Here is a 16,746-nt window from a genome sequence, read left to right as displayed (position 1 = left end):
AGTAAATTTAAAAGGAGAATTATATGTACAACCAAATCGAATCCGTAAATCCATTCGCTTCCCCTGGCCTTGCAAACCGTCAAGAAGTTGTCGGTGGTCATTCAAAAAATGAAGAATTCATCCGTGAGCTTTATGCCATCGCTGAAAAACAAGACGCTAAAGCCTTCGCCGACCTGTTCGCTGAGGACGGTCACTTCTGGGATGTTTCTGCAGGGATTAACTATTATGGCAAAGAGACTGGCAAAGTCGTCGACATCTATGCCAAGGCTTTCCCCGATATGCACCGCGAGCTTTACAGCATGTGGACAGTGGGCGACACGGTTTTTGTTGAACTATCACTAAATGGTACCCAAAAAGGTGCCCTGGGTTTCCCGATGGGAGATTTGCCAGCAACGAATAAGAAAATGAGCACGCCATGTTTCGACGTTTTTAAAATCAAAGATGGCAAAGTTGTTTCATTCCACTGTTACACAGCTGCGACACAACTTTTAGGACAGTTGGGAGTTCTTGGAAATTTGGGCGGATCTCTTAAATCGAGATAGATAAAGTAAAAAGCCCTGTCCTTTTCAGGCAGGGCTTTTTTATTTTTGCGGCTTAATCTTAGTTTATCCGGCCCGCTTAAAACCTTTTTTCACCGCCTCATGAACAGTGCGTACGAAGTACTCGTCGCGGCGGCTTACCTTGACTCGGTCATAGACGGCATCGAAGGGAAGGTAGTAAACCTTCTCCCCAATTGGCGAGATACTGCATTTGATCATCGGATAGGAAAGATTTAGTTTCTCAGTTCTGATTTCCACACCCAAAACACTTGCAGCTTGTTTTGCCAAACTTGAATACTGTGAAGTTGAATACATCACCGCTCTTGTTTTGCGGTTGGGATCTTCTGAAGTCAGCTTTAGATGCGACATCTTTCCGAATAAATGATAGATGTCGTTGTCGTGAACGACTCGGCGTTTGGCCCAACATTTTGTATGGATCACCAAAATTTCATCGGGCTTAGTAACGATAATGTCCCGGCCCATATCAGCATGCCCTTTAAGGGCCCCCAGATAGGCTACATCATAACCTTGTTTTTCAAAAAGATGCCCCACGTAACGTTCATACAATCTGGCGACTTGGCGTGGAGATTTTGGTTCACTTAAAAAGCGATCTAACTCGTCTTGCGCTTTCGAATCATCAGTGAAGCTTCGAAAGATAATGATCGCGACCAGCACGATAGCCAAAATTATAAAACCTACTAAATGGTACTGCATGACAATTATTCGGAATTTTCATCGTTAAACAATAGACCATTTTAAATCTCATGCGTCTCAAACTGAAACTAAAAAAGCATCATCAACGCCATCGCGATCATCAGTATATTTTCAACGATAGTGACCTTTGTGAGCGGCAAGTTGAACGCAGTTCCCAAACACGCACATTGGAACTGGCGTTTTTCTCGCAAAGCTTTAATGACTCCAAAAGTTGTCGGCAATAAAATTGCGATCACCAGCACGGACAAAGGGTTGATGAAGAGCCCAAGAATAAAACCAATCCCCGCTACCAGTTCAAAGAAAGGATAAATAAATCCATACGCATTAAATTTCATAGCAATGGGATCATAAGTAGCAAATGCTTCAGTGAACTTACTTAAATCTGATAACTTAAAATAAGATAAAGCAATTAATGATACCCCCATAAATTGAGGCATCCAATGACCCCACCCGGCCTGATTGATGACGGCGTTCAATGCCGGGACCCCGGCACTTAATCCGAATAGCAAAAACAAAGGCAGATACTTAGAAAGAGCAAAGGGCTCTTCTTTCACGGCATTTTCTTTTCCACCATCGATCACGGAATATTTTTTAAGCGGAGCGAGAGCAGTATTGATCTGCGCAGCAGTTGTCTCCTCAGACGAATCAAATTGGATTCGCGGAGGATTCAAAGTTACTTTCAGATCGTGAATACGAGGATCCTTACTAAGTTCCGCAGAGATCTTCTCCGTGCACTTATTGCAGGTCATTCCTTGTACATTATATTCTTGATGGCTCATAAATCCTCCAGTTCCTTTGAACTAAGACCAGTCTGCACCTTCCCATCGTTGGAAGGTCAATAGGTAATTTTGATACACTTCCTTGACCTTCCAACGATGGGAAGGTTTAAGATACTATAGAGGTGGCAAATGAATATCGGTGATTTAGCAAAACTGTCAGGCGTCAACGCTAAGCTTATTCGTCATTACGAATCCATTGGGATCATCCCAAAAGCCGCGCGTACAGATTCTGGATACCGTTCCTATACTGAAAACGATGTGCAGTTTTTACGATTCATTAAGCGTGCCCGAAGCCTCGGATTTTCAATGAAAGAAATCAAAAAGCTTGTCAGCCTATGGCGAAACAAATCCCGCGCAAGCCGTGATGTTAAAGCTTTGGCTTTTGATCAGATAGAAGCGCTCGAGAAAAAAATAAAAGAAATGCAGGAAATGTTAAATACCCTTCAAATGCTCGCTAAGAATTGCCACGGCGACAACCGCCCCGACTGCCCGATCATTAAAGGACTCGAAGGGTAACGATTCCTCCTCTGCACAGAGTCATGACCTTTCTTTGACCTTTTACTCTAGTCGGGTAACCCTTACTTATGACTTACGGAGGGGTTCATATGAAAAGTCTATTTTTGACAGGTGCAATTCTATTAGCCGGTGGTTTGGCGCACGCTGCGCAAGTTCACTGCGAAGGTTCTTACTACTGGTATAACTTCAAAGCTGATGCAACAACGTCGGGCAACCAAATCGTTGGCGACATCTTGATCACAGTAAGTGGTGGATCAACTAAGCAAATCGCAATGCAGGTTACTTCAAGTGATGTTCAAGAGGGCCAATACATCCGCGCAACTGCAACAAGCCCCGATGCTTCTGGTCGCTTAGAGGCTAAGTTTGATCGTTCTTCAAGATCTTACGAAGGAACTTTGTACGCGAACACTTCTGAGGGTAACGCTAACGTAGACGTAGTTTGTACAATGTCTAAAGGCTTGTACCCAGAATTCGATATGTCGACTGAGGAAGCAAACTTCCTGGGTCTTTACCCAGTTCAGCAATTCGAAGCTGAATAAAAGCAAAAAGCCTCTCGGAAGAGAGGCTTTTTTTGTATCCAACTAGAGTTGAAGTTGAATTTCTTTAAGTGCAGCCACCAAGGTCTTCGCACTTAATGGTTTCGTCAGGTAATTCACAAAACCCAAATTCAGGGCGATTTCCCGTTCTTCCTTAAGAGCATTGGCTGTCAAGGCAATTGCCGGAGTGTTATCGCCTCTTTCACGAAGAGCTTTCAAAGTCTGATAGCCATCAAGGTTCGGCATTTGAATATCCATCAAAATGACATCGTATTGATTCTTTTCAGCGCAACTCAGTGCAATCATGCCGTCACCCGCAACGTCAACGCTGGCTTTTAGGTTTCTTAAGTAGTTCGAAAAAAGAAGCTGATTATCTTCGATATCCTCTACTAATAAAACGCGCATCCCACTAAACATGCTGTTTTCGATTTTAACGCCTTCACTTGATGTCTTGGGTCGTAAGTAGTCCTCAGGCTTAATCAAACCAATATCAATGACCATACCGAACGTGCTTCCCAAGCCTTCGCTGCTTTCGTAAAGGTAAAGATCACCGCCCAATGATTGAGCCAATTTTTTTGATAAATTTAAGCCCAACCCTGTCCCACCGAATTTTCTGGTCGTAGAGCTGTCCGCCTGAACAAAGGCCTCAAAGAGTTTCCCTTGCTGCTCTTTAGATAGTCCAATTCCAGAGTCTTTAACTTTAACTTCAAGAACGTGATGTCCCAGGTAATTTCGATTCTTAGTCAAACCTACATTGATTTCAACCAAGCCTTTTTCGGTAAACTTTAAGGCGTTACCGACTAGATTTACTAAGATCTGTCTGAATTTCGTCGGATCACTGTTAATAAATTCAGGTGTATGTTCTGCGGTATGAAGTTTCAGCGTAAGACCTTTTTCATTAGCTCTCAAATTGAAGCTCTCAACAACTTCATTCAAAGTCTGAGTTAATGAGAATCGTATTGTTTCGATTTCCATCTTACCGGCTTCAACCTTCGCCAAATCCAAAATCTCACCAATAAGACTTGTAAGACTGATGGCATTTTTCTTAATAGTATGAAGATACGACTGACGTTCTTCTTCACTAATACCCGGCTCCAGAGCGAGATCGGCGAAACCTTGAATGACTCCCAATGGTGTGCGAATTTCATGACTCATATTCGACAGAAAACGACTTTTCGCTTGATTCGCAAGTTTAGCCGCAGACAAGGACTCGGCCTGCGCAATCTGTGCAGATCTAAGATCATCCATCAACTGTCGAGTTCTAAGCAACGCAAGCACCGTCGCATGCAATACAGGAGGCTCGATAGGATGAGTTAAGTAATTATCTGCACCACCTTCAAGACCCATAATACGAGCTTTAGAAGTTACGTAACTTGCAGAAACCTGCAGCACCGGAATATGCGAAGTCATCGGATTTAATTTAATACGTCGGCAGACTTCAAACCCGTTAATGTCGGGTAGATGAATATCAAGTGTCACTAAGTCGGGCATTTCCGATTCAATTAACCGCAAGGCTTCGTACCCACTGACGGCTTCCACGACAGAGTAACCTTCCGTCTTTAGGTTCCTGGCAAGCGCATAGCGATTACCGTCCGTATCATCGACAACCAGAATTTTTTTCGTAGATTTATCCATAAACCGTCCTATTGATAATCAAATCCGACTTTTACCAAAGCCGATTTCATTTCCTGAAGCGCACGCTGATGATCTGTTCGTTCTTTAGATAAAATTGCGGAGGCATGCTCAAGCCTAGCAATTTCGTATTCAGAAAGCTTTTTAGCCGTATTTATTATGATGGGGGTATCCTTAAGATTGGGATCGCTTTGTACCTTATCAAGGACATCAAAACCACTTAGTCCCGGCATATTTAAATCCAGAAATACCACATCAGGTTTTAAAGTTTTAATTTTCACCAAACCTTCTTCGCCCGTTTGTACTTCGATAAAATCAGCGGATAGCTGAGAACTAATCAAACCCCGAAGAATATATCGAGAAGGCTCGTCATCATCGATCAACAAAACCTTAAATTTCGAATTGCTCTCTGTTATTTCAGTCGGCATAGGAGAATTATTTTTCGGAATAAGAATGGCTTCTTTATTTCCTTCATATTTTATAGGTAGTAAAACGTGGAAGATGGATCCCGATCCAATTTTACTTTCCACCCATAAATCCCCACCCAACATTCGGGCAAGCTTTCTTGAAAGCGGAAGCCCAAGACCCGTTCCTTTGTGCTTTTTTTGTACTTTAGAATCTATCTGACTATAGTCTTCAAAGATCAAACGATGATGCTCATCGCTGATTCCAATTCCACTATCTGCCACAGTGAAAAGGACATTTTCCGAATTCACTTGTTTCGCATTAACCTGAATTCGACCTTTTTCCGTAAACTTCACGGCATTAGAAATTAGATTACGCAAAATTTGAGCGACCTTGGGTTGATCCGTATTCAACTCAGGAATGTTCTCGTCCCAGTCAACTGTAAATTCGATACTCTCACGGTCTCCAATGATAGGTCTAAACATACCGCGTAGACTTCCCATAAGTTCTTCGACATCAAAACTTGCGGCATTCACGCTGACTTTGCCGGCTTCAACTTTTGCAAGATCAAGCAGATCATTCACGAGCTCTAAAAGAGACTCGCCGGATTTTCTGATGTAATTTACTTGTCGCTCTTGTTCAGGAGTCAAATCCCCATCGACTCGATCAATAAGAAGACGCGTGAGGCTGATGATAGAACTTAAAGGTGTACGGAACTCATGAGTCATATTGGACAAAAAGCTCGTCTTCACTTCGTTCGCATGCTGAAGTGATTCGGCCTTTTCATCGAGTTCTGCATACAATGCTAAGACACCTTTATTAGTCTCTTCAAGTTCTGCGTTTAACTCAGAAAGCTCATTCTTTTTAGCGGTCAATTCGTCAAGCGCTGCCAACAATTCACGATTTTGAAGCTGAATCTCTTCAAAAGCATCATCAGCTTTCTTCGTCGCCATGGATTCGACGATTTTCACTAAAACGTCATTTGAAATATTTTTTGACTTTGCACTTAGAGTTTTACCAACTAAAACTTCTGTACCCGCATTGGATGTTTCAAGTTCAAAAATATCCATTAATTTTTTTGAACCAATGAGACCAACACCCATTCCACTTGGAGAAATATAAACTCCCCCCAAAATATCATGGAGATTCGCAATGCCCGGTCCTCGATCAGAAACTTTTATTAATAAAGCCTGAGGAATCTGGGTATTGAAAAAAAACTCTACGGTTCCTTTTTGCGCATACTGAAAAACATTGCGGGCTAACTCAGATACGGCAGTACCGATCCGCGCCTGATCCTGGGAATCAAAACCTAAAGCTTCTGCCAAATCCCTGGTTTTTCTACGTGCTGTTACAATGTCGGGTTCATATTTGATTTGAATCGTTAGTAATGGAAGACCTGGCTTTTTTAAATTCATTTATTTCTTCCTATTACAACTACAGTTGCATCATCGGTCCCACGACAGAAATCACGAGAGATAATCCCTGCTATCACAGCAGGGTGTCGATAAATCAAACCCGGATGGGCCGAGAAGTCCCAGCGGTTATTAATTCCGTCGGTATGAAGAATCAAGAGACCTTCTCCATCCCATTTTTCTGATAAAACTTTTGGCGTACGGATCTGAACTCCAGCCGTGCCATTTTGCGAAATCAAAGTCTTGTTTTCGATAGGCTTTTGAATGACGGTGCGAATATTGCCCACTCCGGTAAAAGTCACCACTCCAGCTTCACTCCATCGAAGAAGAAAAACAGCGCCCCCTCGGGTGGACTTCAATTTTCCATGAATTCGGTTTAAGATAAAATCGAGAGGTTCATTCTGAATTTCCGAAAATAAAGCGGTGGCCTCGTTGGCAGCCTGGCTAGCAAGAATTCCATGACCGAGTCCATCGACCACAAGGGCTGTTACAGAATCCTTATCCATATTTAAATAATAATCATCTCCACAGACGGACTCGCTAGCTACCGGTAGGTTGACGACTCCAAAATTAAAAGAACTCTTGGAACTATCTTTAAAAATACCGGCGACAATGACGGTGCCCTTTGTCGTCGAGTACAAATCAAAATAATCCGCTTGTCGTTTGACTGAACCAAGCCCCGTACCAGGAGTTTGTCCCGTGGTGTAACCATCAGTCATTACCACGTCTACGTCCATCCCTGGCCCCGTATCAATTGATAATATTTCCACTTGCTTAAGATCTTGATTGTCAAACGCGCGAACTAAAAGCCGCCCGCCCGGAGCATACTTGACAAGATTATTGCCCAGCTCATTCACGATTATAGAAAGACGGCCTACTTCAACTTCGTTGAAATCAAAGTCTTTCGATAGTTTCTGAACGAAACGACGAACCTCCCCCACTTGAGAAGGATCTGTCATTGAAAAATTATGGCTATGACGTTTTAAATTACTTCCACTTAACTGCTGTAACACGAGTGCCTTTTCCCGGTTCTGACTCAATATCAAATTCATTAACTAATCTGCGTGAGCCTGAGAGACCTAATCCCAAACCTCCACCAGTTGTGTATCCATCAGTAAGGGCAAGTTTTAAGTCGGCGATTCCCGGTCCCTGATCCGCAAATACCAGACGGATTCCTGACTTCCGATCTACATTCATCACGGAGGATAGTTGCAATTCGCCACCACCGCCATAATCCAACGTATTTCGGGCAAGCTCGCTGGCGGCAGTGACAACTTTAGTTTGATCAATAAGATTCAAACCAATGCTGGCTGACCAAGATCTGACCTCTTTCCGAATAATTACAATGTCACTCGGAGTCTTGATGGGATAAACCTCATGCTTCAATATTTGCATGCTTTTCAGCCCATTCGCTTTCGTGATCTTGATTTACTAAATCTTCATCATCAGAAAGCTTTAGAGTTTTTCTTAGCAATGCCATGCCTCTATCCACATTTAGTGCAGTTTTAATTCCATTTAGCTCCATGCCCAACTCTACAAGAGTAATAGCCACGGCTGGCTGCATGCCCACCACAACGGTTTCGGCATCTAAGATACGAGCCATATTGGCGATTCCCGCAAGCATTCTGCCGATGAATGAATCCACAATGTCTAGAGAAGAAATATCGATCAGTACGGCTTTAGCATTCGTGCTAACGATTTTATTCGTCAAATCATCTTGCAAAGTCATCGCAAGTTTATCGTGCATATCAACTTGGATACTCACTAATAAAAAACTACCAAGTTTAATGATTGGAATACGCTCCATGTTTAAGCCCTTGCCTCAACACCAGAATTGAACGAAGTCGCAGAAGTATTTTTTGCTTTTGTTCCTTTGGTTACAAAACGGTTCGTACGAGACAAAGCTACCAAAAATGCATCAGCCAAAGTTGCTTTCGTTGTGATTGCGCCCAAATCGACGCCCAAATGAACAATCGTTGCCGCAATCTGTGGTCGGATACCGCTAATGATACATTCAGCACCCATCAAGCGAGCGGCAGTGACAGTTTTCATCAGATGCTGGGCCACTAATGTATCAACCGTTGGAACGCCTGTGATATCAATGATCGCAATTTCGCTTTCAGTTTCCATGATACGCTGAAGAAGACTTTCCATAACAACCTGTGTGCGACTGCTATCCAAAGTTCCAATCATCGGCAATGCAAGAATACCATCCCAAAGTTTTACCACCGGGGTAGATAGCTCTAGCATTTCCTCTTGCTGGCGAACGATAACTTCTTCTCGAGTCTTTTGATATGCCTCAGTGGTAAATAGTCCCAGCTGGTCCAACAACGTGGTGATGTTCCACATTTCATTGGCAAGTTCTAACGGCTGTGCTTCAAGCTCCATTTTCAACATATTGAAAAGTGGCTTTTTCAAAGAGAAAATAAATATTGCTGTTTCACTGGGCGAGAAGCCTTGAAGACTTCTTGAACGAGAGATCTCCGACAGCATTCTTTTCACATTTTCCCACTGGTTACCTTTAAGGTTTTCGTATGTCCCAGTTTGCAAAGCTTCAGTCATCAGGCCCATAAAATCTGAACATTGTCTTTTCAGCTCACTGACTGAAATTTTGCTACCGATTTTTGAAACTTGCTCTTCTGTCCAAGAGTTCAAAACATGTTGCTCATGCTTTTTAATAAAAATTGGAAGTGCTGACTTAGTTTCCATCATGAAATATTCCTACCTTCTTTGTTTCTTTACATAGCCAAGCTACTCGTTTGTATTTCTCGTTGTCGATGCGGAACTAAGACAACACGCGACAAAACTGTGGACGCATTATTTTCGTCATCCGCCGTTTTCCGTTGTGACTCCAGATTTCCGAGCATCAGTTTTTTGAGAATCTTTGAAATTTTGTGAAGTGTTTTTTGGAGACCTTTTTCACTCGTAAAAGTTCATTATTTAGGCAGGAATTTTGGGTATTAAATGCCGTGAAAAATACGATACATGAAGTTCCGGATTTCATTTTTCATCAAAAAATAGAGCGGTGAATCTATTTCTGGATTAACAATTTGTAACCGACTGGAACAGGCTCAAGCCGCTACATCATAGAACATTCTGATGATCCACTCATAAATTTTAACGGAACAAATGCCCTTAGAAGAAGCAAACTTCCTGGCGTCTTTACCCAGTTCAGCAATTAAAAGCTGAGAAAATATTATACTAACTTTGCAAGAATTCTTCACCCGAGCATTGAATAGTTTCAATCACAATCAGTTGCGAAAATCCAAGAATTCTTGAACACATCATATTTTCCTGAAACTTACCTTCAGAAACTGGGTTTTCCTCCCGAAGATTTCATTCGAATTTTAAGAGGGAAATCATGCTAAACGGTCTGCGCTTATCTACCAAATTAATTTTAAGTTTTATCTTTATCTCTATTTTCGTTGTCGCAATGGGCGCAATAGGGCTGTACGCGGGTAAACAATTATTCACCTCTATCCAAAACATGAATGACAATAACTTGATACCGATGACGGATTTGAGCAATGCCAACATGAATGCGATCTATCACAACAGAGAGCTTTACGATTTGGTTTTAAGTAGAGATTCAAAAGAAATCGATGAGTCTGTCAAAGCCATTGAAGTATACAAAACAAAAATAAATGCCCTGTTGGATAAGTATCGCAAAACATTCCTAACCGACCGAGAAGTGGACCTTCTAAAAAAATTCGATGCGGCATGGCCTGTGTATGAAAAAGTAGCTTTAGCGGTGATTCATAGTATTCAGAATGGCAACAAAGCAGATGCTGAAAAGCTTATTAACAGCGAACTTTCGGCCTCATTCAAAATAGTCGACGATCTTTTATCTGACCTTGTAAACCTCAACGTAGAACTTGCAGACAATACTAACAAAGATGCAGCATCTTTGTTTTCCAAGCTCTCAAATATTACGTGGACTGGAATGGGGGTATCATTAGTTTTAAGTGTCGGCATAGGCCTTTTCCTAGCTAAAAGAATTTCTAGTTCGCTTATCAATGTGGCTTCTGAACTAAGTGGAGCGAGCGCACAAACTGCTTCCGCGAGCACACAGCTATCGTCAGCAAGTCAGCAAGTTTCATCAGGCACGACTGAATCAGCAAGTTCACTTGAAGAAACCGTGGCAGCACTTGAGGAACTAACCAGCGTCGTCAACAACAATGCCAAGAATGCACGAAATGCCGCTCAGCTAGCTAAAACAGGTTCTACAAGTGCAGCGTCAGGCAATGAGGGAATGAAACGCTTGATCGAATCCATGAATGAAATTTCTAACAGCGCCAAAAAGGTTGAGGACATCATCGGCGTAATTGACGACATTTCTTTCCAAATCAATTTGCTGGCACTGAATGCAGCCGTAGAGGCCGCCAGAGCTGGAGATCACGGTAAAGGTTTTGCCGTCGTGGCAGATGCCGTCAGAAACTTGGCACAAAAAAGTGCCACTGCCGCCAAGGATATTTCGGAGTTGATTCGTGACAGCGCAGACAAAACTCAGATAGGAAGCAAACTTGCCAGCGATATGGCAGTTGCTTTGTCGGATCTTGTTCTATCCATCGAAAAGTCAGCCACAATCAATGATGAAATTGCACTTGCCAGTGAAGAACAAGCTACCGGCATTACTCAAATCAGTAAGGCCATGCAGAACTTGGATGCATCAACACAACAAAATGCCGCTTCAGCAGAAGAGATCGCTGCTTCCGCCGAAGAGATGTCTGCCCAAGCAGCTATGTTGCAAGCGATGGTGTTAAATCTTCAAAGCATCGTCAATGGTGCAAAAAACAATGAGGCTTAAAAAGCCTCAGCTATTAAAGCAAGTCGTCTATTAATGACTTTATCTGGGACAACATATTAGGTTGTCCCAAAGGCTTAAACTTTGCTTCGCGCTGAGCTTTAGCTTCGCGAACGGCTGCGGCAGCGGCCTCGCCCCGTGGTTGTTGAGGACGCTTCGCTTTTTTCTCGCGAACCGTGTCAGGCTTAAATGTCGGAGCCCACTTGTCAGAGATGATATGACCCGCGCGAGCCGTTTGAGTTGCTGAAGCATAGACTTCCTCACCGGCGTTCACCATCACGAATCGGTATTGGATCTCGTGCTGGTATTTCAACCAAACTTCGGCTGTGTATTTCACTGACTTTTTAGTTTCAACAGCTTTTAAAGCGAAGCGTTGCTGAAAGCCGTATTCGTCGCTGACTTCAAAAAATACCGAATCACCGTCGTGTAAAACAACGGACAACAATTCCACATTGGTGACGACTTTATCACCAATGGGTTTTGTTGAGTCTACGAATAAGGGATTAAGACTGCCTACGCCCACATTTCCACAGCAAGATTAGCAAGCGCCTGACCGGCAGGATTTCTTGGGGAGTATTGAAGCATCGGCTTATGATTGTGATGCGCTTCTTCAACTACGATCGAATCTGGGATGTAGTTGTTAAACACAGGAATTGTGTAGTTCGTGCGAAGGTCGTTGATAACTTTTTCCACGATCTTACGATTGCGGTATTTAGAAATGATAATTCCGCGCACGTCAATTTTATGACCCAAGCCTTGGTGGATATTTTTCAAAGTCTCAAGGATCAACTCGATACCTTTTAACGAGAAATACTCTGGGCAAATCGGAATCACGATGTCTTTAGAAGCGATCAGGGCATTCACGGTCAAAAGACCCAATGATGGAGAACAATCAATCACGATGATGTCATAGTCATCTTTGATCTCTGCAAGGCCACGTTTCAAAATGCTCTCGCGACCGAATTTTGAAGCTAAAATGATTTCGATTCCGGAAAGCATGATCTCGGATGGGATTACGTCGAAGCCGAAAGTTTCTGATTTCACAACAGCGTCTTGAGCATTCAACTCGCCCGTCAAAACATCGTAAATCGTGTTTTCAAAATCCATGTCACCAAAGATAGAACGAGTTGCAGAAGATTGCGGGTCCAAATCCACCAGCAAAACTTTTTTGCCGTTGTGAGCCCATTGTGCAGCAACATTGATTGCTGTCGTAGTTTTAGCGACGCCGCCTTTTTGATTAATGAATGCTACGATTGATCCCATAAAACACCTCTTCGATGCCAGTACTTTAGGCCGGCTTTCGCGTATAATGAAGCACAAGCGATTTGGAAGAGTAATTTCAAGCCAAAGGTCTAGGTCGCGCGATAGGAACTCGCATTATCGCAAGAAAAGACAAACTTTATTGCGGGTCCATAATGTAGCCTTCTCAATAAGAGAAAGGGGCGCTAAGTAGTTCTGTTCTTTATGAAAACACGAAAGCTCTGACCCATGAATTCCGATGAGTACACCATAGGTAACATTGAGGGTTTATCATGGGATCGTTTTTGAAACTCACATTAGTATCATCTGTTTTGCTATGTCTAACTGCCTGCAGCCTAGACGTTTCGGTTTTAGGTAAGAAACAATCACAATCACTCTCTGTGGGAACGAACGTCGCTAAAGGGATCTTTCCATTAGGGGTAGCAAAGTTCGACGTGCTTAACTTGGCGTCAAGCTCTTTTGCCATTACTTCTGACGGCACATATGTCATCGCAACAGCTTTTAATGATGACTGCCCGATTGCCTATGTTAAATCAGACGGTACTTTTAAAAAATGTCTTATTCCCAGCACGGCAGCAACTCATATCAAGCAAATTGCCCTGGATTCCCAAAACAATCTTTATGTCTCATTGTCTTCAACAAGCCCAACGGATATTCAAAAAGTCGTGAAATACAACTCCTTGGGGCAACTTATATTTACAGTGGGTAACGCCACAGGTACCGGCAATGGGGAATTCAATACTCCCGGGGATATTATTATTGATTCAAATGGAACTTTCCTTGTTGCTGATGTTTACAACTGTCGTGTGCAAAGGTTTGATACGACTACTGGCAGCTTTATCTCGACTTTCGGAAGTCAAGGTACCAACAATGGCGAAATTGACAATATGATTCTTGGAATCGCTGTCGATGGTTCTCGCAATATATATATTCGCGAAAGTAACGGACGGGTTCAGAAGTTTACTTCCGCAGGTTCCTATACATCCACTTTTGACGGCGTGACCTCGGGTGTGGGCAGCAACTTTGAATTGGCCGGAAAAATCGCCGTCGATTCCGGTGCAAACCTTTATGTTGTAGACGGAATATCGAGCAAGATACATAAAATCAGCCCTAGCAATACACATGTATGGACGTACAATGGCGCAAGCACATCAGACCCTTTGAACTCCCCCTTGGATTTACATTTTGGAAGCAACGGGAATCTTTTTATCAACAATCAGCAGGCCATCATCGAAATTAAACCCGATAGCACCTTCGTTTCCGTTGTGAAAGCGGGCTCGCCAACGTTCGCATTTCCAACAAGCATTGCACTTGAGGGCAATGGTAAAATGTTGGTCGGTCAGATGACCGGTGACATTGTAAGATCAGACGCTAATGCCAATATCACCATGACTATTAATACGGGTGGAAAGATTCCCCTTTCAATAGTCGTCGATTCAAAAGGGTCTATATATACACTGCTGACAACAGACACCCAGGTCTTCACATTAAAAAAGTACAACCATGATGGCGTAGAAATACCAAACTTCGCATCGACTCTAGTTACTAACCCGCTTTCGATCGCTATCGACGAAAATGATGTTCTTTATATCGTGGATAAAAATGGTAGTAACGTGACTATTAAAAAGGTTTCTACTGATGGCTCCCAAATTGGAGGAGACTTAGCAACGGGCCTTTTAACTGCGCCTACGGTGATTTCTGTAAGTCCGGACGGCTCTAACATCGTCGTTTTTGATTCGGGGCTTATCCGTTTAAACAATGCCGGTAACATGCACGCGCAACAGTATGATACCTCAGGAGCTCCGGGAAGCATCACTTCGTCTTTTGGCATGTGGCAAGATGGCGATGGACATCTTTACGTAACAGATTACGCTCCAACGAAAGAGCTCGTAAAATTCGATAACGCCGGGACACCCGTGGGTCGCTATGGACAATCAGGCATGTCTTATGGATTAATTCTAAAGCTGCCGTTTGGGATAACTGGCGATATTGAGGGTAACGTGTATGTTGCCGATGCCGTCGGTAAGAACGTTCAAAAATTCAACTCATCGGGACAGCAACAATTCGAGTAATCGCGGTTAGTTGAATGAGCACGAGATATTCGTGTCGCGGTAAGGGAATCGACGATCGATTTTACCCTTGGCGCGCAACGGTTTACCGCCATCGTCTACTTCCAATTTCAAAGAGTAAACGATTGGATAGTGATGATTGAACTCGTCAACTTCTTCGTCACGTTGTGAGATTTTAATGACGTTACCTGGGTAAGCTTTCTTTGAATCGATACTTACGAACATTGTTTCGCCAACATCATTCATCAAAGACAAATACTTCATTCCGTCATTCATATAACCTGCAGTAATCGCTAGCACGCATCTGCCCTGAAAACCGCTGAGAGCTTTCCCCTCGAACTGAACAGCATCGTAAGACTTTGGCAGTTTTGCGTAATTAGAAACGAATTGCTCAGCACCCGATTTAGCGAGTGCTGAAGAACTGATACCCAAAACAAGAATCGCGGATAGCAAGTTAAGTTTCATAAAACACCTTATAAGACGTATTTAGAGCGGCAAATATATCCCATCTCCCAAGGACATTCCTTACGTTCCCAGTAATTTGCAAAGAGTTCTTAGCTGTCCAATCCGTTGACGATGGAGTCCCTAAACGTCCCACATCAAAACATCAACCTGCAATTTCACGCAAAGTATAAATTTAAGTTCATTTATGTATGAAATATGTCGATCAGTCCCCTATGCGAAAGTTCATGCTGTGGATGGGATCCGCCGTAATATCTTTATTGGCCCTGCCTTTCAAATCTTGTTGATTCACGCTTGGTTAGATTGGAAGAAAAAGAAAACCGGTATTTACCCAGCCATCAGCGAGCAAAAACGTATTCTACAAACCAAGCATAACGGCATTTTACTAGAAGCCTATGCGCCGTCACAGCTCAAGTCCACCTATCAAGTCCGACACAAATTTTTGCTCAATAAGCAAGACAGATCCGCTGAGGAAAAAAAAGCGAATACGCGCTAAACGCGCATTCGCTTGGATCAAAAACTATTCCTTATACGTGCGATACCAAATGGCGTTGTCGGTTCCCTTGACGAACACCAAGGTTCTTTTGTTACCTGATGACGTTGCGGATGGACCGGAAGACAAAACTCCCCCTAGTGAACTCCAGGCGTTCCAAGAGCCGCCGAAGTAACGACGATAGTAAAGAGTGTTGTCAGTGCCTCGAACAAAAACATCCAGTTGGCCTGAACCCCAGGAAGACGAACCTGGCGAAGAAGTCAGCGCTCCTCCCAAAGATTCCCACGCAGACCACGTTCCCCCCGATAACCATTTATGCCAGAGGGCATTGTCAGTTCCACGCGCAAACACATCAAGACGATTTGATCCCCAAGAAACTGCCGATGGATCGGAAGTCAGGACTCCCCCTAGAGATTCCCAGGCTCCCCAACTCCCTGCTGCGAACGATCTTTTCCACAAGGCACTATCGCCGCCAGCAACAAACACGTCTAAGCGATTGCTGGATCTGCTGGCAGAGCCTGGCCCCGAAGTTAAATAACCACCTAGCGTGTACCATGGTAACCACGTGCCTGAACGATAACTGCGTACCCACAAGGCGTTATCAGTCCCGCGCACGAAGACATCAATGCGATTTGCTCCCCAACATGCAGCCGACGGAGCTGAAGTTAAAATTCCTCCCAGCGATTGCCATGCTTCCCAGTTATTTCCATTCCAACGACGGTGCCATAAAGCATTGTCAGTTCCGCGAACGAAAACTTCAGTGCGAAAATTGTTGCGAGAGCAACTGGCCGGATCAGATGTTCCTACTCCACCGATAGAATCCCATGCAGACCAGCCCGGTGGACGTGGATCATCACTTTCTGTCTGAGGGGGGCCTTCGAGGGGCGCTCCGTGAGGAGCTTCGGGCATAAAAAAAGCCCACGATGAAATACACCAGGTCATTATCAGTGAAACTATCATTGCGCGTATGAACGCAATTCCCATACAATCCTCCTTGATCGCTCGGGGTTATTTGTTCTCCTTATTAAAAAACTTAATTAAGGAATTCCCCAACAACCAGCGGATTAAGACGCTTGGTTAAAAAGTCATCAAGACGATTGTGATTCTAAACCAGACTGATGAACA

At 43.4% G+C, this 16,746-nt stretch carries 18 protein-coding genes; 6 read left to right on the top strand and 12 right to left on the bottom strand.

The annotated features are described in order from the left end of the window. Positions 1 to 23: 23 nt before the first annotated feature. Entirely contained in the window at positions 24 to 542 is a 519-nt protein-coding gene (locus B9G69_RS10270) for a nuclear transport factor 2 family protein (RefSeq protein WP_265437721.1), read from the top strand. A 63-nt stretch (positions 543 to 605) separates the two neighbouring features. Here B9G69_RS10270 and B9G69_RS10265 read toward each other — a convergent pair whose 3' ends face one another. Both B9G69_RS10265 and B9G69_RS10260 read right to left on the bottom strand, forming a co-directional pair. Continuing rightward, positions 606 to 1,253, bottom strand: coding sequence for a restriction endonuclease (locus B9G69_RS10265; protein WP_088615130.1), 648 nt, complete (start codon positions 1,251 to 1,253; stop codon positions 606 to 608). Positions 1,254 to 1,321: 68 nt separating this feature from the next. Next, the gene (locus tag B9G69_RS10260; protein ID WP_088615131.1) at positions 1,322 to 2,032 is read right to left on the bottom strand and encodes a heavy-metal-associated domain-containing protein; all 711 of its coding nucleotides are present in this window, start codon (positions 2,030 to 2,032) and stop codon (positions 1,322 to 1,324) included. 129 nt (positions 2,033 to 2,161) lie between these two features. On the opposite strand from B9G69_RS10260, the gene cueR reads away from it, so the two are divergent. Beyond that, complete coding sequence (cueR, locus tag B9G69_RS10255) at positions 2,162 to 2,548, top strand: Cu(I)-responsive transcriptional regulator (RefSeq protein WP_088615132.1); 387 nt, start codon at positions 2,162 to 2,164, stop codon at positions 2,546 to 2,548. An 89-nt stretch (positions 2,549 to 2,637) separates the two neighbouring features. Next, the gene (locus tag B9G69_RS10250) at positions 2,638 to 3,087 is read left to right on the top strand and encodes a hypothetical protein (RefSeq protein ID WP_088615133.1); all 450 of its coding nucleotides are present in this window, start codon (positions 2,638 to 2,640) and stop codon (positions 3,085 to 3,087) included. A gap of 42 nt (positions 3,088 to 3,129) precedes the next feature. On the opposite strand, the gene B9G69_RS10245 is transcribed toward B9G69_RS10250, so the two are convergent. From B9G69_RS10245 to B9G69_RS10220, 6 genes are read right to left on the bottom strand one after another with little or no spacing between them, the layout of a single operon-like run. Beyond that, positions 3,130 to 4,719 carry a response regulator gene (locus B9G69_RS10245; RefSeq protein ID WP_088615134.1) on the bottom strand — a complete coding sequence of 530 codons (1,590 nt, stop codon included), beginning with the start codon at positions 4,717 to 4,719 and terminating at the stop codon, positions 3,130 to 3,132. An 8-nt stretch (positions 4,720 to 4,727) separates the two neighbouring features. Beyond that, entirely contained in the window at positions 4,728 to 6,536 is a 1,809-nt protein-coding gene (locus B9G69_RS10240; protein WP_088615135.1) for an ATP-binding protein, read from the bottom strand. Then, positions 6,533 to 7,546: an ATP-binding SpoIIE family protein phosphatase gene (locus tag B9G69_RS10235; protein ID WP_176400941.1), complete on the bottom strand. Its 1,014-nt coding sequence runs from the start codon at positions 7,544 to 7,546 to the stop codon at positions 6,533 to 6,535. Before B9G69_RS10235 ends, B9G69_RS10240 begins: the two co-directional genes overlap by 4 nt. Next, a complete protein-coding gene (locus tag B9G69_RS10230) occupies positions 7,521 to 7,928 on the bottom strand; it encodes an anti-sigma regulatory factor (protein WP_088615137.1) in 408 nt (135 codons plus the stop codon). The genes B9G69_RS10235 and B9G69_RS10230 overlap by 26 nt, the downstream gene beginning before the upstream one ends. Further along, positions 7,909 to 8,340: an STAS domain-containing protein gene (locus tag B9G69_RS10225; protein WP_088615138.1), complete on the bottom strand. Its 432-nt coding sequence runs from the start codon at positions 8,338 to 8,340 to the stop codon at positions 7,909 to 7,911. The genes B9G69_RS10230 and B9G69_RS10225 overlap by 20 nt, the downstream gene beginning before the upstream one ends. A gap of 2 nt (positions 8,341 to 8,342) precedes the next feature. Further along, positions 8,343 to 9,245 (bottom strand): STAS domain-containing protein, encoded by a 903-nt coding sequence (locus tag B9G69_RS10220; protein WP_088615139.1) that lies wholly within the window; start codon positions 9,243 to 9,245, stop codon positions 8,343 to 8,345. A gap of 649 nt (positions 9,246 to 9,894) precedes the next feature. Here B9G69_RS10220 and B9G69_RS10215 point away from each other — a divergent pair. After that, on the top strand, positions 9,895 to 11,340 hold the full coding sequence (locus tag B9G69_RS10215) for a methyl-accepting chemotaxis protein (RefSeq protein WP_088615140.1): 1,446 nt from the start codon (positions 9,895 to 9,897) through the stop codon (positions 11,338 to 11,340). A gap of 13 nt (positions 11,341 to 11,353) precedes the next feature. Here the strand turns inward: B9G69_RS10215 and B9G69_RS10210 are convergent, their stop codons facing one another. Continuing rightward, the gene (locus B9G69_RS10210) at positions 11,354 to 11,860 is read right to left on the bottom strand and encodes a hypothetical protein (protein WP_088615141.1); all 507 of its coding nucleotides are present in this window, start codon (positions 11,858 to 11,860) and stop codon (positions 11,354 to 11,356) included. Then, positions 11,851 to 12,600, bottom strand: a complete 750-nt coding sequence (locus tag B9G69_RS10205; RefSeq protein WP_088615142.1) for a ParA family protein — start codon at positions 12,598 to 12,600, stop codon at positions 11,851 to 11,853. Before B9G69_RS10205 ends, B9G69_RS10210 begins: the two co-directional genes overlap by 10 nt. Before the next feature lie 269 nt (positions 12,601 to 12,869). Here B9G69_RS10205 and B9G69_RS10200 point away from each other — a divergent pair, with 269 nt between their 5' ends. Further along, positions 12,870 to 14,669, top strand: a complete 1,800-nt coding sequence (locus B9G69_RS10200; protein WP_088615143.1) for a hypothetical protein — start codon at positions 12,870 to 12,872, stop codon at positions 14,667 to 14,669. A 6-nt stretch (positions 14,670 to 14,675) separates the two neighbouring features. On the opposite strand, the gene B9G69_RS10195 is transcribed toward B9G69_RS10200, so the two are convergent. After that, entirely contained in the window at positions 14,676 to 15,131 is a 456-nt protein-coding gene (locus tag B9G69_RS10195) for a hypothetical protein (protein WP_088615144.1), read from the bottom strand. Between the two features lie 229 nt (positions 15,132 to 15,360). On the opposite strand from B9G69_RS10195, the gene B9G69_RS10190 reads away from it, so the two are divergent. Further along, positions 15,361 to 15,624 (top strand): hypothetical protein, encoded by a 264-nt coding sequence (locus B9G69_RS10190; protein ID WP_217897688.1) that lies wholly within the window; start codon positions 15,361 to 15,363, stop codon positions 15,622 to 15,624. Positions 15,625 to 15,648: 24 nt separating this feature from the next. Here the strand turns inward: B9G69_RS10190 and B9G69_RS10185 are convergent, their stop codons facing one another. Further along, entirely contained in the window at positions 15,649 to 16,605 is a 957-nt protein-coding gene (locus tag B9G69_RS10185; RefSeq protein ID WP_254916839.1) for a hypothetical protein, read from the bottom strand. Positions 16,606 to 16,746 lie beyond the last annotated feature (141 nt).

Source organism: Bdellovibrio sp. SKB1291214 (assembly GCF_002209355.2).
Lineage (GTDB): Bacteria > Bdellovibrionota > Bdellovibrionia > Bdellovibrionales > Bdellovibrionaceae > Bdellovibrio.
The sequence above is the reverse complement of the archived record's forward strand: the minus strand, read 5'-3'. Positions and strand labels throughout refer to the sequence as shown.

Bases quoted from the DNA above. Each gene is read 5' to 3' on its own strand.
- B9G69_RS10270 (WP_265437721.1), top strand. From the start codon at position 24: ATGTACAACCAAATCGAATCCGTAAATCCATTCGCTTCCCCTGGCCTT.
- B9G69_RS10265 (WP_088615130.1), bottom strand. From the start codon at position 1,253: ATGCAGTACCATTTAGTAGGTTTTATAATTTTGGCTATCGTGCTGGTC.
- B9G69_RS10260 (WP_088615131.1), bottom strand. From the start codon at position 2,032: ATGAGCCATCAAGAATATAATGTACAAGGAATGACCTGCAATAAGTGC.
- cueR (WP_088615132.1), top strand. From the start codon at position 2,162: ATGAATATCGGTGATTTAGCAAAACTGTCAGGCGTCAACGCTAAGCTT.
- B9G69_RS10250 (WP_088615133.1), top strand. From the start codon at position 2,638: ATGAAAAGTCTATTTTTGACAGGTGCAATTCTATTAGCCGGTGGTTTG.
- B9G69_RS10245 (WP_088615134.1), bottom strand. From the start codon at position 4,719: ATGGATAAATCTACGAAAAAAATTCTGGTTGTCGATGATACGGACGGT.
- B9G69_RS10240 (WP_088615135.1), bottom strand. From the start codon at position 6,536: ATGAATTTAAAAAAGCCAGGTCTTCCATTACTAACGATTCAAATCAAA.
- B9G69_RS10230 (WP_088615137.1), bottom strand. From the start codon at position 7,928: ATGCAAATATTGAAGCATGAGGTTTATCCCATCAAGACTCCGAGTGAC.
- B9G69_RS10225 (WP_088615138.1), bottom strand. From the start codon at position 8,340: ATGGAGCGTATTCCAATCATTAAACTTGGTAGTTTTTTATTAGTGAGT.
- B9G69_RS10220 (WP_088615139.1), bottom strand. From the start codon at position 9,245: ATGATGGAAACTAAGTCAGCACTTCCAATTTTTATTAAAAAGCATGAG.
- B9G69_RS10215 (WP_088615140.1), top strand. From the start codon at position 9,895: ATGCTAAACGGTCTGCGCTTATCTACCAAATTAATTTTAAGTTTTATC.
- B9G69_RS10205 (WP_088615142.1), bottom strand. From the start codon at position 12,600: ATGGGATCAATCGTAGCATTCATTAATCAAAAAGGCGGCGTCGCTAAA.
- B9G69_RS10200 (WP_088615143.1), top strand. From the start codon at position 12,870: ATGGGATCGTTTTTGAAACTCACATTAGTATCATCTGTTTTGCTATGT.
- B9G69_RS10195 (WP_088615144.1), bottom strand. From the start codon at position 15,131: ATGAAACTTAACTTGCTATCCGCGATTCTTGTTTTGGGTATCAGTTCT.
- B9G69_RS10185 (WP_254916839.1), bottom strand. From the start codon at position 16,605: ATGGGAATTGCGTTCATACGCGCAATGATAGTTTCACTGATAATGACC.